Origin of the sequence: Winogradskyella sp. A2 (assembly GCF_046762865.1) — a bacterium.
Taxonomy (GTDB): domain Bacteria; phylum Bacteroidota; class Bacteroidia; order Flavobacteriales; family Flavobacteriaceae; genus Winogradskyella.
The window spans coordinates 77,587-92,473 of the sequence record NZ_JBKQXM010000001.1; the positions used below are offsets into that span (position 1 = coordinate 77,587).

At 32.6% G+C, this 14,887-nt stretch carries 16 protein-coding genes; 10 read left to right on the forward strand and 6 right to left on the reverse strand.

Annotated elements, in window-relative coordinates:
* Positions 1–50: 50 nt before the first annotated feature.
* Complete coding sequence (locus ACFWV9_RS00370; protein ID WP_411893245.1) at positions 51–536, forward strand: hypothetical protein; 486 nt, start codon at positions 51–53, stop codon at positions 534–536.
* 51 nt (positions 537–587) lie between these two features.
* On the opposite strand, the gene ACFWV9_RS00375 is transcribed toward ACFWV9_RS00370, so the two are convergent.
* Together ACFWV9_RS00375 and ACFWV9_RS00380 are read right to left on the reverse strand one after the other, a co-directional pair.
* A complete protein-coding gene (locus ACFWV9_RS00375; RefSeq protein WP_411893246.1) occupies positions 588–1,337 on the reverse strand; it encodes a uroporphyrinogen-III synthase in 750 nt (249 codons plus the stop codon).
* Positions 1,338–1,352: 15 nt separating this feature from the next.
* Positions 1,353–2,003, reverse strand: coding sequence for a DUF4271 domain-containing protein (locus ACFWV9_RS00380; protein ID WP_411893247.1), 651 nt, complete (start codon positions 2,001–2,003; stop codon positions 1,353–1,355).
* A 145-nt stretch (positions 2,004–2,148) separates the two neighbouring features.
* Here ACFWV9_RS00380 and ACFWV9_RS00385 point away from each other — a divergent pair, with 145 nt between their 5' ends.
* From ACFWV9_RS00385 to ACFWV9_RS00395, 3 genes are read left to right on the forward strand one after another with little or no spacing between them, the layout of a single operon-like run.
* A complete protein-coding gene (locus ACFWV9_RS00385) occupies positions 2,149–2,874 on the forward strand; it encodes a polyprenol monophosphomannose synthase (RefSeq protein ID WP_411893248.1) in 726 nt (241 codons plus the stop codon).
* 4 nt (positions 2,875–2,878) lie between these two features.
* Entirely contained in the window at positions 2,879–4,222 is a 1,344-nt protein-coding gene (locus ACFWV9_RS00390; protein WP_411893249.1) for a dihydroorotase, read from the forward strand.
* 1 nt (position 4,223) lies between these two features.
* Positions 4,224–4,673: a DUF4296 domain-containing protein gene (locus ACFWV9_RS00395; RefSeq protein WP_411893250.1), complete on the forward strand. Its 450-nt coding sequence runs from the start codon at positions 4,224–4,226 to the stop codon at positions 4,671–4,673.
* A 4-nt stretch (positions 4,674–4,677) separates the two neighbouring features.
* Here the strand turns inward: ACFWV9_RS00395 and ACFWV9_RS00400 are convergent, their stop codons facing one another.
* The gene (locus ACFWV9_RS00400) at positions 4,678–5,697 is read right to left on the reverse strand and encodes an NAD-dependent epimerase/dehydratase family protein (RefSeq protein ID WP_411893251.1); all 1,020 of its coding nucleotides are present in this window, start codon (positions 5,695–5,697) and stop codon (positions 4,678–4,680) included.
* Between the two features lie 87 nt (positions 5,698–5,784).
* Between ACFWV9_RS00400 and tyrS the strand changes: the two genes are divergently transcribed.
* On the forward strand, positions 5,785–7,083 hold the full coding sequence (tyrS, locus tag ACFWV9_RS00405; RefSeq protein ID WP_411893252.1) for a tyrosine--tRNA ligase: 1,299 nt from the start codon (positions 5,785–5,787) through the stop codon (positions 7,081–7,083).
* 108 nt (positions 7,084–7,191) lie between these two features.
* Here tyrS and ACFWV9_RS00410 read toward each other — a convergent pair whose 3' ends face one another.
* Together ACFWV9_RS00410 and ACFWV9_RS00415 are read right to left on the reverse strand one after the other, a co-directional pair.
* Positions 7,192–8,172, reverse strand: coding sequence for an acyl transferase (locus ACFWV9_RS00410; protein WP_411893253.1), 981 nt, complete (start codon positions 8,170–8,172; stop codon positions 7,192–7,194).
* A gap of 72 nt (positions 8,173–8,244) precedes the next feature.
* A complete protein-coding gene (locus tag ACFWV9_RS00415) occupies positions 8,245–10,077 on the reverse strand; it encodes a T9SS type A sorting domain-containing protein (RefSeq protein ID WP_411893254.1) in 1,833 nt (610 codons plus the stop codon).
* Positions 10,078–10,310: 233 nt separating this feature from the next.
* On the opposite strand from ACFWV9_RS00415, the gene ACFWV9_RS00420 reads away from it, so the two are divergent.
* Positions 10,311–10,997 (forward strand): response regulator transcription factor, encoded by a 687-nt coding sequence (locus ACFWV9_RS00420; protein ID WP_411893255.1) that lies wholly within the window; start codon positions 10,311–10,313, stop codon positions 10,995–10,997.
* Positions 10,997–12,040, forward strand: a complete 1,044-nt coding sequence (locus tag ACFWV9_RS00425; protein ID WP_411893256.1) for a sensor histidine kinase — start codon at positions 10,997–10,999, stop codon at positions 12,038–12,040. The genes ACFWV9_RS00420 and ACFWV9_RS00425 overlap by 1 nt, the downstream gene beginning before the upstream one ends.
* Here ACFWV9_RS00425 and ACFWV9_RS00430 read toward each other — a convergent pair.
* Complete coding sequence (locus tag ACFWV9_RS00430) at positions 12,014–13,081, reverse strand: glycosyltransferase (RefSeq protein WP_411893257.1); 1,068 nt, start codon at positions 13,079–13,081, stop codon at positions 12,014–12,016. The two genes, ACFWV9_RS00425 and ACFWV9_RS00430, sit on opposite strands and share 27 nt — an antisense overlap.
* Before the next feature lie 104 nt (positions 13,082–13,185).
* Here ACFWV9_RS00430 and trmB point away from each other — a divergent pair, with 104 nt between their 5' ends.
* Genes trmB through ACFWV9_RS00445 form a run of 3 tightly spaced genes read left to right on the forward strand, consistent with a single transcriptional unit; the run spans position 13,186 to position 14,825 of the window.
* Positions 13,186–13,860: a tRNA (guanosine(46)-N7)-methyltransferase TrmB gene (gene trmB, locus ACFWV9_RS00435; RefSeq protein ID WP_411893258.1), complete on the forward strand. Its 675-nt coding sequence runs from the start codon at positions 13,186–13,188 to the stop codon at positions 13,858–13,860.
* Between the two features lie 3 nt (positions 13,861–13,863).
* The gene (locus tag ACFWV9_RS00440) at positions 13,864–14,493 is read left to right on the forward strand and encodes a LysE family transporter (RefSeq protein ID WP_411893259.1); all 630 of its coding nucleotides are present in this window, start codon (positions 13,864–13,866) and stop codon (positions 14,491–14,493) included.
* Entirely contained in the window at positions 14,493–14,825 is a 333-nt protein-coding gene (locus ACFWV9_RS00445) for an MGMT family protein (protein ID WP_411893260.1), read from the forward strand. The genes ACFWV9_RS00440 and ACFWV9_RS00445 overlap by 1 nt, the downstream gene beginning before the upstream one ends.
* Positions 14,826–14,887 lie beyond the last annotated feature (62 nt).

A 14,887-nucleotide genomic window follows, 5' to 3' on the forward strand; every position in this document is an offset into this window, starting at 1 on the left:
TAATTTATATATTTAGGACTGAAAACAATGCTTATAATATTTTACTGAGTATGAAAAGTAGGTACTATCTGATTCTTTTTTTAGCAATGTTTCAATTGGGTTTTAGCCAATTCAAAAAGAAGTATTCAATCTATCTCAAATTTGATGCTTCAAAGGAACAAATGCTCACCTCAGAAAAGAGAATGAGTGATTCGATCTGGGTTAAAACATTTAATTTTTCTAAAGATATCTCAACTGAAAACTGCAAATATGCTTTAACGATTGATGGAAATGGAAAGCTAATTAAGGAAAATGACAAAAACGACTTAGTAAAAAAAGAAGATAAAATAGTCTTATACCATTACTCATACAGAAACAAAGTACTATCCCTTGACAAATTGCCACAATCTAATATTATTGAATATGCTGATTTTATTAATTCTGAATTTCAGAGTTTTAGTAAAATATTGAAAAATGCAGAAAAGGTTTATATTATTGATTCAAGTGAATTTCAAGATTCTACAGGTATAATCAAAGCATACCAAGTCGTATTTTAAGCAAAAAAAAAGCCCAACTTTCCGTTGAGCTTTTTATGTCTTTTTAATATTTTATTTTCCTTTATTAACAGAATCAATATATTTCTGTAGCGCCATAGTCATTGATGGAGTGTCTGGTGTTGGAGCTGCAATATCTACTCTCAGTCCTTTTTCTTTCACAGCGTTGACTGTAGTATTTCCAAATACAGCAATTCGTGTATCGTTTTGTTTGAAATCTGGAAAATTATGGAATAATGATTCGATTCCTGAAGGGCTAAAAAACACTAATATATCGTAGTATACATCTGCTAAATCTGATAAATCGCTTATCACTGTTCTATAAAACGTAGCCTGAGTCCATTTTACTTCTAATTTATCTAAAATTTCAGGTATTACAGGTTTTACTTTGTCAGTAGTAGGTAATAAAAATTTCTCTTCTTTATATTTTTTGATTAAAGGAGTTAAGTCTTCGAAATTACGTTTACCAACATAAATTTTACGTTTCCTATATACAACATACTTCTGCAAATAATATGCAACTGCTTCTGACTGGCAGAAGTATTTCATAGAATCAGGAACTTTAAATCGCATCTCTTCGGCAACCCTAAAAAAATGATCTACTGAATTTCTACTCGTAAGAATTATTGCAGTATACTTACTTAAGTCTATTTTTTGCTGTCTAATATCTTTAGCAGACACTCCTTCAACGTGGATAAAAGGTCTAAAATCTACTTTTACCTTTTGTCTTTCTTGGAGATCAAAGTATGGAGAGTTCTCTATTTTAGGCTCTGGTTGTGATACTAAAATTGTTTTCACTTTCATACGTCTATCTTTGTTTTATACGTTATAGTCCCTAATTATCTTATACAAAAGTATATAAGGTCCAATTTCGAGAGCGCAAAGATACAACAAAAAATAGAATAAATTAAGATTTATTGCGTTTTGATGGGTTTTAAAAGAACTATAAAAACCTATGAGATTTAATAAAAAAACTACGCTAATTGTTGCGATTATGATAATTTCAGGATAGCTATTCGTATAAACTAAAAATAAGTTTGCTACCAGTAAAATTATGCCTGAATAATTCTTAAAGGTGGTTTTTTGGAATAAATAATCATCTATTATATTATCAATTTCAAAAAGACTAGCCACGAGACGCTCAACTAGTACTTTAATAATTAGAATAGTTGCAATTGCAAACCCTATTTTTAAAAATGAAATTAATTTGAAATTTAAAGGTTCAATAAATTGAGAGTAACTATGGTAAATAAATATGCTTAAGCAAACAGTGAAATTGAAAAATAAAAATCCGTCGAATGTATCAATGAATTTTTGATCTCTAGAGTAAATCTTTAGGTATTTAGAATTACCTACAACATAAATAAAGTCATTAAATCTTAAGCTATGGAGAGACTTGGCCATAACAACCGATATGAGAGCCAATACAATAAAAATTGTAAACCATTCATAAGTTATAAATTCTCTCATATTGCTAAATTATAAAGAAAAAATGGCTTTGGAGAGTTTAAAATAACCAATAATCAAAAAAACAAATACCATTATATAATCCATTAAAAACTTTACTTTTGTCAAAATCTTAGAATTCTCAAATAAGACTTGAAAATACTGGTTAATGTCAGACACTATAGTAATAATTCCAACCTTTAATGAAATAGAAAATATAGAGTCTATTATTAGAGCTGTTTTTTCTCAAAATAAGTCATACCATATTTTAGTTGTAGATGATAATTCGCCAGATTATACTGGCAAGAAAGTAAAGCAGTTACAAACTGAATTTGACAATTCATTATTTCTATTAGAGCGCAAGGGGAAAAAAGGTCTAGGATCTGCTTATATTGAAGGATTTAAATGGGCTTTGGAAAAGTCTTATGATTACATTTTTGAAATGGATGCAGACTTTTCACATAATCCCAACGATCTCATTAAATTGTATAATGCCTGTGCTGTTGATGGAGCAGATATGGCTGTGGGATCCAGATATGTAAAAGGTATTACAGTTGTTAATTGGCCAATGTCAAGAATTTTATTGTCTTATGGTGCTTCAAAATATGTTAGAATTATAACTGGTATGAATGTGAATGATTCAACAGCAGGTTTTATATGTTATAAGAGGAGAGTTCTTGAAAATATTGATTTAAATAAAATTAAATTTGTTGGATATGCGTTTCAAATAGAAATGAAATTTAAAGCCTACAAAAAAGGATTTAAAATTGTTGAAATACCAGTAATTTTCAAGGACAGAACACAAGGAAAATCAAAAATGAGTGGAGGAATTATATCTGAAGCTGTCTTTGGTGTTATAAGTTTAAAGCTAAAAAGTTTATTTGCTAAGTCATAGTATCATGAAGCGAAATACCCTCATAAAAAATGCGAAAATTGTTAACGAAGGAAAGATAGTTGAAGGTGATATTCTCATTGCCGATAATATTATTGAAGCAATAGATTCATCTATTAGCGTAAAATCTGCTGATATGACCGTAATTGATGCAGAAGGCAATTATGTAATTCCAGGATTAATTGATGACCAGGTACATTTTAGAGAACCTGGTTTAACTCATAAGGCAAATATAGAAACGGAATCTAAAGCTGCCATTGCAGGAGGAATAACCTCTTTTATAGAAATGCCAAACACAAATCCTCAAACAACGACCGTTGAAAAACTTGAAGAAAAATTTGCCATTGCCACTAAGACTTCACATGCAAATTTCTCATTTATGTTTGGAGGTACTAATGATAACTTGGATGAGATTTTAAAAGTAGATCCAAAATCAGTTGCTGGCTTAAAATTGTTTTTGGGTTCCTCTACCGGAAATATGTTGGTTGATGATCCAGAGGTATTAGAAAAAATATTTTCAAGTACAGATATGGTAATTTCTGTGCATTGCGAGGATGAAGCGACCATAAGAAAGAATCTTAAAAAATATAAGGACCAATATGGTGATGATATTCCTATGGAATTACATCCAGTTATCCGAAGTGAAGAAGCTTGCTATTTATCCTCTTCAAAAGCTATAGAATTAGCTAAGAAAACAGGTGCAAGGTTACACGTGTTTCACTTATCTACTGGTAAGGAGACCAAATTGTTTAGCAATAAAATCCCTCTAAAAGACAAAAGAATCACGGCAGAAGTTTGTATTCACCATTTATGGTTTTCAGATGAGGATTATAAGACCAAGGGAAGCCGTATCAAATGGAATCCAGCTGTAAAAACGGCAAAAGATAGAGATCAGTTATGGAAAGCATTGTTAGAAGATAGAATAGATGTTTTAGCAACAGATCATGCACCACATACAAGTGAAGAAAAAAATAATCCATATACAAGTGCACCTTCTGGTGGGCCACTAGTTCAGCATGCACTTGTAGCTTTGTTAGAAGCACACCATAAAGGAAAAATATCGATTGAGAAGATTGTAGAAAAGGCATGTCATAATCCTGCAATTTTGTTCGATGTTGAAAAACGCGGTTACATTAAGGAAGGATACTATGCGGATTTGGTTATCGTAGATTTAAATAGTCCATGGACCGTGAATAAAAGTAACATCTTGTACAAATGTGGTTGGTCTCCATTTGAAGGTAATACCTTTAAAAGTAGAGTAACGCATACTTTTGTAAACGGTCAGTTGGTTTATAATAACTTCAAAGTTTTAGACGTTAAAGCAGGGCAGAGACTAACATTTAACAGATAACATGTTAAGAAAAATTATTGTATTAATATTTGTGGCGCTTATTTCCTTTTCTTGTGATAATAAGGATAGACCACCAAAACCGTCAAATCTTATCCCTAAAGATGAGATGGCTAATATATTATACGACCTATACATTGTCAATGCAGCTAAAGGGGTTAACCGTAAGGTGCTCGAAAAGCGAAATTTGGTGCCAGAAACTTATGTGCTTACTAAATATGATATAGACAGCACTCAGTTCGCACAAAGCAACAATTACTATGCTTTTGACACTGAAGAGTATACGACAATAATTGAATCTGTAAAATCTAGATTAGAAAGAGAAAAAAAGGAGGTTGAGGTTCTGCAGAAAAAACAACAAGAAGATGCCAAACGCAAGAGAGACTCAATAAAGTCACAAAACGAAACAAAGAGCAAAGCAAATAAGCTTAAAAAAGATTCAATTTCTAAATAATAAATTAGTCTTTTAAATCTTTTAGATATAATCTACATACCTCTTCTATAGACTGATCAATAGATTTAAACTCAAATTCCAAAACTTTTCTAATTTTAGAATTATCATATTTGGTAATACTTAATGCAGATCTAGCTGATTGCTTAGATAGACTTCTTCGTTTCCTAAATAATTTATGACGTAACCAGTCTATTCGCCATGCTAAGTTTAGCAACCACGCTTTTGCTTCTTTTTTAGGAGTACTAACATTTAAAGTTAATGCAACCTTGTTTTGGAATGTCTTAAAAGACAAATTCTCTGAAATTAATATAAATCCTTGATTAGTAATGTCACTTACCATTAATTTATGCATGATATTGACCACATCAAATACGTCCACGTAACCTACAACTCCTTTTACGTAGTATGGCATTCCACTGTAGATTTGTTTAAATAGATTCCCACTACTACCTCCATTCCAATATCCTGCACCTAAAACAACACCAGGATTTACAACAACTGCGTTCAACCCTTCTTGTGTGCCACGCCAAACTTCAAGTTCTGCGCCATATTTAGTAATGGCATACACACTATTGTCTTCTTCAGGATTCCAAGGTGTGTTTTCGTTTATAAATTCATCTGGGTTTTCAGTATGTCCGATGGCAGCAATAGAACTTACATAACACAATTTTTTAATAGAATTTGTGATACAGAGATTAACAATATTAGCTGTTCCCTGAATATTTATTTTTCTCAGTAGTCTGTACTTGTCCGGCTCAAACGAGACAAAGGCTGCACAATGGTATACGTGCGTAATGCCATTAAATGCATCTTGTAATTTCGGGATATTGTTTAAATCTGCTTCAAACCAATCAATTTTATTTAACAGAGTTTCTGGGTCATCTGAAAAATATGAAAAAACATGCTTAACACGTTTTAAGGTTTTTTCTCGTCTATAAATTGCTCTAACTTTTTCATTGTTACTAACCAATTTATATAATAAATGCGAGCCGACTAATCCTGTACCACCAGTAACTAATATCATAATGCTAAATTACGTTTTTTAGAATTGTCTTTTGTCTTTACATGTGGAAACATATCTTTGCTAAAATTTAATTACAACTATTATATAATGGGACAGAATTTCGTTAAAGAATTAAAGTGGAGAGGTATGTTACATGATAGTATGCCTGGTGTGGAAGAACACCTTGCAGAAGCAATGCGAAGCGCTTATGTTGGTTTTGATCCTACTGCAGATTCTTTGCATATTGGAAACCTTGTCCCAATTATGCTTTTGGCGCATTACCAACGTTGTGGACATAAGCCCGTGGCTCTTGTTGGTGGCGCTACAGGAATGATTGGTGATCCTTCGGGAAAATCTAGTGAGCGTAATTTATTGGATGAAAAAACACTACGTCATAATCAAGAAGCCATTAAAAATCAATTATCACATTTCTTGGATTTTGATAGCGACGAGCCTAACGCTGCTGTGCTAGTGAATAATTACGACTGGATGAAAGAATTTTCTTTCCTTGATTTTATTAGAGATGTAGGCAAGCACATTACTGTAAATTACATGATGGCAAAAGATTCTGTAAAAAACAGAATCTCAAGTGAGAATACGAATGACGGAATGAGTTTTACTGAGTTTACATATCAATTAGTTCAAGGATACGATTTTCTGCATCTTTACAGAGATGAAAATTGTACAATTCAAATGGGAGGAAGTGATCAGTGGGGAAATATTACAACAGGAACCGAACTAATCAGACGAATTGGGAATGGGAAAGGATACGCCATAACATGTCCATTAATTACAAAAAGCGATGGCTCAAAATTTGGTAAATCTGAAGGCGGTAATGTTTGGTTAGATGCCAACCGTACTTCACCTTATAAATTTTACCAGTATTGGTTAAACTCTAGTGACGAAGATGCGGAAAAGTATATCAAAATCTTCACTTTTTTATCACAGGACGAAATAGAAAGTTTAATCAAGGAGCATTCAGAAATGCCTCATATGAGATTACTTCAAAAGAAACTTGCAGAAGAAATTACAGTAATGGTTCATTCTCAGGATGAGTATGAAAATGCTGTAAAAGCTTCACAGATTTTATTTAGTAAATCATTTAAGGAAGATATTGTGACCTTAGATGAAAAGACCTTTTTAGATGTTTTTGAAGGTGTTAAACAAGCTGAACTAACAACATCTGAATTTAATGAAGGTTTAGATATGATTGGCGCACTTTCTGCTAAAACAAGTTTTTTAAACTCTAATGGAGAAGCGCGTAGAGCTCTTAAAGAGAATGCCATAGCTGTAAATAAAGTAAAGGTTAATGAAGATTATCAGATTACTTCAGAAGATCTTATAAACGAAAAATACATCATTCTAAGTAGAGGTAAAAAAACAAACTTCATACTAAAGGTTATATAACAAGAAAATGCCCGAAAGGATTTCGGGCATTAACTAACCAATCAATCAACTAATGAAAAATCTTTCTTTTTCATAAGTAATCCATTAGTCGTTTTTGATTTTAATTCCTTACAACACCATAAGGTTACAACCACGTATGTCAGAATTATCAAATCTTCCAATAATTTCAAACTGACCATTTTCATAAACCCTTCCTAGGTCTTGGGTTGCAATAAATGAGCAAGAATTAATGTTGGCTAAATCTATAATGTTAATTCCACCAGATTTATTTGGTTTTTGAAGCGTCAATGCATCTTCAGTATCTCTAGTTAGTATTTTCATCCAAGGTGGGCACTCAAAAATACCATTACCCCCAGAGTATGCTTGGCTCAATAATTCTGTCATACCATACTCGCTATGTATTTCATCTACTCCAAAACCCGCCTTTAAGATGGAGTGTAGTTCATTACGAATCATTTCTTTTCTTCGACCTTTCATACCACCTGTCTCCATTACAATAGTGTTATTCAAATTGAATTTATAGTATTCAACGAGGTCCAACAATGCAAATGAAACACCAATCAATAAAGTTTTTTGGTTTTTAGATTCTAATATTTCAATGGTTTCGGCTAATTTACCTAGGTTGTTTAAATAAAAACCGCTTTTTGGGCGCTTTGATTTTTTAATTAAATCATTGACCATATAAACTAAAGAAGAACCTTCTCTCTCCAAATAAGATGGTAGAAGCCCTAAAACTGCATAGTCACTAATTTCTCCATAGAAATGGGTAAAGCTCTTGATGAAACTGGTTTCATAGATTTTTAAATCTGTCACATGGTGTTTGCTAGTGACATTACCAGTAGTACCAGAACTTGTAAATATTTTTTGAGGTGGTTTTGTTGAACTCAATACCTCATGTGATTTAAAAAACTGAATAGGCAGAAAGGGGATTTCCTTAACTTTCTTTATATCTGATGGATGCTTATATAAAAGATCGCAAAATGATCTGTAGACAGGATTATTTTCAAACTGAAACTTGAAAACTTGGAGTGCAATTGACTCGAATTCTTCATTAGTTTTAATATTAAAAATATCCTTTTCTAATAGCATGATGCAAAAGTATGGAAAATAAAAAAGCGCAACCTGAACAATCAAGTTGCGCTTTTAATTATATCAATGCCACTATTTAATAACTAGTTTTTTAGTAACTGAAGCACTGTTTTGAGTAATCTTTACAATGTATAAACCAGATCTTAGGTTAGATACATCTAGATTGTTGTTTGCAAGTCTTTTGTTAATCACTTCTTTGCCTAAAACATCAAATACTTGAACATCCATTGCTTCACTATTGTTTGAAGAAATGGTAACACTACCCATATTTGTTGGGTTGGGGTATAAAGAGAATAAGTTGGTTTCAAAACTATCAGTAGATAACGGTACACTAAAATCAAAAGAACCTCTTGCAGTCAAGAAATAAGTGTTTCCACTTCTTTCGTTAATAATACCTATAATATCTGTTGCTATAGTTGGTACATCATATCCTTGATCAGCGTAATCGGCGCTAAAAAAAGTTGATCTAAAATTAAACATATCACCACCTTGATCCATTGCATGTACTGAACCACCAGAAAAGATAGGAGTAGAATTATCCATTGTAACATTCGATACAATAACTAGCTCAGATTCATAATCTTCTGGATTTGTTGCTAAATCTAATAATGACACGGCCTGAGGCGTCACAATATTGCCTGTGCTATTTGGTGTTCCTGGATCTACTGTAGGAACTAACTGCATCATGCCATTAAATTCACCTAATTGCCCTTTTACACTAAGAACACCATCACCTTCAACATATACCGTTGTAATTACTCCGTCAGTGTCATCTATCAAGATTCCACCAGTTGCATCTTGTATGAATTTTTGATTTCTAAAATCTTGTTGGTAGGTGCCATAAACTTCACCAGTAACTTCATAATACTCTCCTTGAGTACCTGCTCTTAATGCAGCTATATCCGCTACCACGTTATATGCGTTTGCATTTACTGTTAATGTATATACAATAGCTGGACTTAACGAAACACCAGAATTATCCAATAATTCAGCAGTTAATATATAAGTATTTCCTCCTACTAATGGAGTTAGTGGATAAGTCAATGAAGTATCGTATATATCTCCAGAGTCATGTACTCCACCACCTTGTAAGTCAACTACCCAACTAATATAACCATCTCCTTCACTTGCTGTACCTGGTTCTCCAACAACAAAGTTTGTAGTTGCAAATTCTAAATCACCAGTTAAATCTTCTGGGCTCAAATCAAGGGTTGAACCTGATACTGGACCATCTACCAATGTTAAGGTAGGTTCTGTAGGCATAGTATATATTGGATTTACAGATCCAAATGTTCCTGTCAATGCAGGTGCAGAATCAAAATCAGTAGCTTGAACTATAGTTGCAGTTATATCATAAACTGAAGTACCATCAAAAGGTTCGTTCAATGCAAACCAATCATCTGAAGCACCATCTCTAAATACTAGTCCAGGCTCATCACCTGTATAATCAAATGATACGCCACCTAATTGTGAGGCATAAGATGCTGTAACAACTGCGTCACCCGTATTATCTGGAATACCAATTGCGTCATAAATAGTGCCGAGAGATGATAAATCCTCAAATGTCCCATCATTATCCGAATCTAAATCCGTACCAATACCTGGGTCAGATTCACACAATGCAAAAGTAAATGAAGGATTTTCTAAATCTGGTATCATGACGACCAATAGTCCATTTGCATCGAATGTTCCTGAAACTGCAGCAGATCTGTCAACTGATCCATTATTTCCATCACTTTCGATACTGATTAGGTATCCACTAAATGAAGCACTAGGTGTTCCTTTTAATTCAATACTCATTGGGTCAGGATCTGCTCCTACCGCGTTAGGTTGAAATTCATTAATAATTTGCCCATAAGAAGCAAAACTTATTATTGTAAAAAGTAAAAAGTAAAGTTTTTTCATAATTGATTAATATAAAATTAGACATTAAATATAAGAACAAATAATGAGTAAAGGGAGTACTTTTTATCAACAATTAGGTATTTTACAATATCATAACATTGATGTTAATTAGACTTTTCAAAAGGTTAAAACTAAAAATCCAATGTTAGGTAAATGTTATCAAATGAAGGGATATAGTAAACTTAATAAAGATATCTTTTATATTTACGAAACCTTAAAACATTAACTTAAGCGTGAAGAAAAAGGATATTAAAATATTATTGGTTGATGATGAGCCGGATATTTTAGAAATAGTTAGCTATAATTTGTCCTCACAAGGTTATCAAGTAATTACCGGTGAAAATGGTGTTGAAGCAGTTGATAAAGCTAAAAAACATAAACCACATCTAATAATTTTAGATGTTATGATGCCAGAAATGGATGGTATTGAGGCTTGTGAGCGTATAAGAGAGTTGCCAGATCAAAATGATACGATAATTACATTTTTAACAGCCAGAGGGGAAGATTACTCTCAGGTTGCTGGTTTTGATGCTGGTGCGGACGATTATATTGCAAAACCAATTAAACCGAAAGTGTTAGTTAGCAAGGTTAAAGCACTTCTAAGACGCCTTAAGAAACAAGATAATACTGAAGATAGTATCGTTAAAATCGGAGATCTTGTTATTTATAAAGAAGAATATAAAATTACAAAAAAGGGCAAAGAAATTACTTTACCCAGAAAAGAGTTTGAATTATTATCTTTGCTGGTAACCAAGCCTGGGAAAGTATTTAAGCGCGACGAAATTTTAGATATAGTATGGGGTAATGAAGTTGTGGTTGGAGGAAGAACAATAGATGTTCATATTAGAAAACTTCGTGAAAAAATTGGCGATAAATCTTTTAAAACCGTTAAAGGTGTTGGTTACAAGTTCGTTGACTAATGCAAGGAAGTAACTTTAAGAAAACCTATAAATTTGCTACAATAACATCGTTATATGTAACGGTGTTTGCAACACTCCTTGTGAGTGTTTTTTTATGGTATTACCATAATTTTAATTGGCAGGTAATCTTCTTTGCACCCATTTGCTATGTCATATGTTTTTTTGTTATTCAATATAGAGTTGAACGTTTTATTTACAGAAGAGTTAAAAAAATCTATGATGATTTAACACTTTTAGAATCAGCATCCTTAAGGCAACAACCCATAACTACAGACATGGGAACACTTACCAAAGAAATTGATAAGTACGCTCGAGACAAAAAACTAGAAATTGAAACTTTAAAAGTAAGAGAAGAGTACCGTAAGGAATTCATGGGTAACGTTTCTCATGAAATGAAGACACCATTGTTTACAGTTCAGGGTTATATTTTAACCTTATTAGACGGAGCCATGGATGATGAGAAACTCAGAAATAAATATTTAAATAGGGCAAGTAAAGGTGTTGAGCGTTTAATTTATATCATAAAAGATTTAGACATGATCACTAAGTTAGAAGTTGGTGATCTTAGCCTTAACAAGGAAAATTTTGATATAGTAGAATTGGTTAAGAGTGTGTTTGACTTATTTGAAATGAAAGCCTCAAAAAGGAAAATCTCTTTGACTTTTGATATGGATTATAACCATCCAATCATGGTTTATGCAGACCGAGAACGTATTCAGCAAGTACTTACAAATTTAATTGTAAACTCTATAAAATATGGTGAAGAAAAGGGTACCACCGAAGTAAGTATAGAAAACTTAATAAAAAATAAGGCAATAGTACGAGTAACGGATAATGGAGAAGGAATCGATGAAAAAGATCTTCCAAGGCTTTTTGAACGATTTTTTAGAGTGGATAAGAGTGGTTCTAGAAAGGAAGGTGGTTCTGGTTTAGGTCTTTCCATAGTTAAGCATATCATTGAGGCACACGAAGAAAAAATCTATGTTGAAAGTCAACCTGGAGTGGGTAGTGAATTTTCATTTACCCTTGAAAAGGCTGAATAGTTTTTTAAAATCTATTTCGAAAGGATTCGAAATGAAACCTGTATATTCATCCAATTTATTTAGCATATCAACTTTAAATTCATCTTGATTGCAACTCGGTATAATGCGCTCCTCACTTAATTTTTTAGCTAAGTATTCTTGTTCAAATTGACCAGGAGTTGGTATAAAAAATGCTTTCTTTTCTAGTTTTGCCAGATCCATTATGGTTGTATAACCAGATCTGCTTAAAACTAGTGCACTTTCGTTAATTGCCTTCTCCAGATCATTACTTGTCATAAAATTATAAATAGTGATGTGGTTTTTATGTTCTATTGTCTGAGTTGCTTCTAATAAACCTTTCACAAATAAGATATCTCCTTTAAATAATTCTAGTTCATTGAACAATTTCTGCTCAAGGTAAGTACGTTGCGGTTCTGGACCGGAAAGTACAACCAATAAATCATATTTAATTTCTAGGTTTTGTTTTGTGAATCTACTAAGTGGACCCAAATATTTTGTTTCGGTAGCTTTAATTTTGCTTTGTCCTAAATCACCGCTTAGGTTATGTTCACCTTTATGATCTGGGACCCAACATTGGTCAAATTTTTCAATAATTTTTTGATGTAGTTTAGTACTTAGCCATGTGGTTGAACCACTCAATACCTTTAGCTGGTGGGTAATGAAAACGGATGGAACACCCTTTGCTCTAACCCCAAATCTGTTATCTGATATTATACCAGAAATCCCTTCGGTTTTTACTAATTTCTTAATTAGCTTGTTTTCTTTTTTTATGGTTTTTAATAAATGAGGTGAGTCAAAAAGTAATTTTTTTCTAAAGTTATTTCCTTTTTTAGAGTAAGTAATGTTGTACGAAGGAAGATCTATTTTCTTTAGTTGTGGAAATTCTTTTTGCAATAAAGCTAAAGCATTGCCGTCACTAGCAATTATGGGCTCAAAGTTTTGTTTTACCAGAGCATTGATAATAGGTATACATCTTGTTGCATGACCCAAACCCCAATTTAAAGGCGCTACTAATATTTTTTTCGGGCCATTATGTCTCAAAAACAAAGTTGTATTTAATTATTTTGAATCAATCTTCATCAACAAAGATAAACCTAAAATGTTTCCTTAATTTTACGGCATTATTAAACTAGTGAATATTAAAAGTGGGTAGTAAAAATAAGCTTAAACGGTTTAAAGAAAATGATACCTTTCATAATGTCTTTCAACCAACACGTGAAGAGTTATTGGGCAACATTTATAAAAACAAAGGTTCATGGCGCAACGAGGTATTTAAGAATAACAATCCTATTGTTTTAGAATTAGGTTGCGGCAAGGGCGAATATACTGTTGGCTTAGCAAAACGTAATCCTTCAAAAAACTATATAGGTATTGATATTAAGGGCGCTCGTTTTTGGCGTGGCGCTAAAACAGCGATAGAGGAAAGCCTGAATAATATTGCTTTTATTAGAACCCAAATAGAATTAGTAGAATATGTATTTGAAGAAAATGAAGTTGATGAAATATGGATTACATTCCCAGACCCACAAATAAAATACAAACGCACCAAGCACAGAATGACTAATTTGGCTTTTATAGAGCGTTATAAAAAAATATTGAAGCCAGACGGCATTATGAATCTAAAAACTGATAGTGAATTTATGCATGGGTACACACTTGGGCTATTGCATGGCGGAGGGCATGATGTGATTTATGCAAACCATAATGTTTATATGTTAGAAGGTAGCCCAAAAGAAGTTACCGAGATTCAAACGTATTATGAAAGTCAGTATTTAGAACAAGATAAAGCAATTACGTATATTAGATTTAAAATCAACTAAAATTTGAGCATAACGGTTATTTTCTTTCTTGGGTTATTTGTTGCGCTCGTTGGTGTGATTCCGCCGGGATTACTTAATATGACGGCTGCAAGAATTAGTCTCAAAGAAGGGCCTGGTAGAGGTATTACCTTTTCTTCTGGTGTTTGCTTAATTGTTTTTATTCAAACTTATATTGCAGCTATTTTTGCGAGATACCTATCCAACAGACCTGATATTGTAGAGATCTTACAGCGTGTAGCATTTGTGATTTTTATATTGATTACAATATATTTTTTGATAATAGCTAAGAATCATAAAGAGCAAAATTTAAAGCCAGATATACGAAGTAAGAAAAGTCGTTTTTTTCATGGTATGTTTTTGTCTTCATTGAATGTGTTTCCAATACCATATCAAGCTTATATGACTATTACTCTAGCATCTTTCGGTGTAATGGATTTTGAAAGATTAAGTATTATTACCTACGTAACTGGAGCGGTAATGGGCACTTTCGTAATGCTGTATTTTTATATTTTCTTTTTTGATAAAATAAAAGACAAGAAATTCACTTCTCAAAAAAGTATGAATTATAGTATAGGGATTATTACTGGTCTTGTGGCACTCATCACATTTATTAATATCTTAAGAGAGCTGTAATGAAACCTGAAACGCTAGGTTTTTTTGAGAAAGTTTATGAAGTTGTAAGGCAAGTTCCATATGGTAAAGTCACGAGTTATGGTGCTATTGCCAAGTATCTTGGAGCAACAAAAAGTGCAAGGATAGTTGGTTATGCAATGAATGCTTCCCATACCAAGGATGTACCTGCTCATCGAGTTGTTAATCGTAAGGGATTATTAACGGGTAAACATCACTTTGAAGGCACCAATTTAATGCAGCAACTACTGGAGAATGAAGGTGTTGAAGTAATTGATAATCAAATTCAAAATTTAGACGAAATTTATTGGGATCCTTCTAAGGAACTTCTCTGATTTACTGCCTATTACAAAATCAAATTCAACTATTATCCAATTCAATTTAGTAGCTTCAAAAT

Coding starts and splice junctions, on each gene's coding strand:
- ACFWV9_RS00415 (WP_411893254.1), bottom strand. CDS start 10,077: ATGAAAAAACTTTACTTTTTACTTTTTACAATAATAAGTTTTGCTTCT.
- ACFWV9_RS00380 (WP_411893247.1), bottom strand. CDS start 2,003: ATGAGAGAATTTATAACTTATGAATGGTTTACAATTTTTATTGTATTG.
- ACFWV9_RS00400 (WP_411893251.1), bottom strand. CDS start 5,697: ATGATATTAGTTACTGGTGGTACAGGATTAGTCGGCTCGCATTTATTA.
- ACFWV9_RS00385 (WP_411893248.1), top strand. CDS start 2,149: ATGTCAGACACTATAGTAATAATTCCAACCTTTAATGAAATAGAAAAT.
- ACFWV9_RS00445 (WP_411893260.1), top strand. CDS start 14,493: ATGAAACCTGAAACGCTAGGTTTTTTTGAGAAAGTTTATGAAGTTGTA.
- ACFWV9_RS00410 (WP_411893253.1), bottom strand. CDS start 8,172: ATGCTATTAGAAAAGGATATTTTTAATATTAAAACTAATGAAGAATTC.
- ACFWV9_RS00375 (WP_411893246.1), bottom strand. CDS start 1,337: ATGAAAGTGAAAACAATTTTAGTATCACAACCAGAGCCTAAAATAGAG.
- ACFWV9_RS00395 (WP_411893250.1), top strand. CDS start 4,224: ATGTTAAGAAAAATTATTGTATTAATATTTGTGGCGCTTATTTCCTTT.
- ACFWV9_RS00370 (WP_411893245.1), top strand. CDS start 51: ATGAAAAGTAGGTACTATCTGATTCTTTTTTTAGCAATGTTTCAATTG.
- tyrS (WP_411893252.1), top strand. CDS start 5,785: ATGGGACAGAATTTCGTTAAAGAATTAAAGTGGAGAGGTATGTTACAT.
- ACFWV9_RS00425 (WP_411893256.1), top strand. CDS start 10,997: ATGCAAGGAAGTAACTTTAAGAAAACCTATAAATTTGCTACAATAACA.
- ACFWV9_RS00390 (WP_411893249.1), top strand. CDS start 2,879: ATGAAGCGAAATACCCTCATAAAAAATGCGAAAATTGTTAACGAAGGA.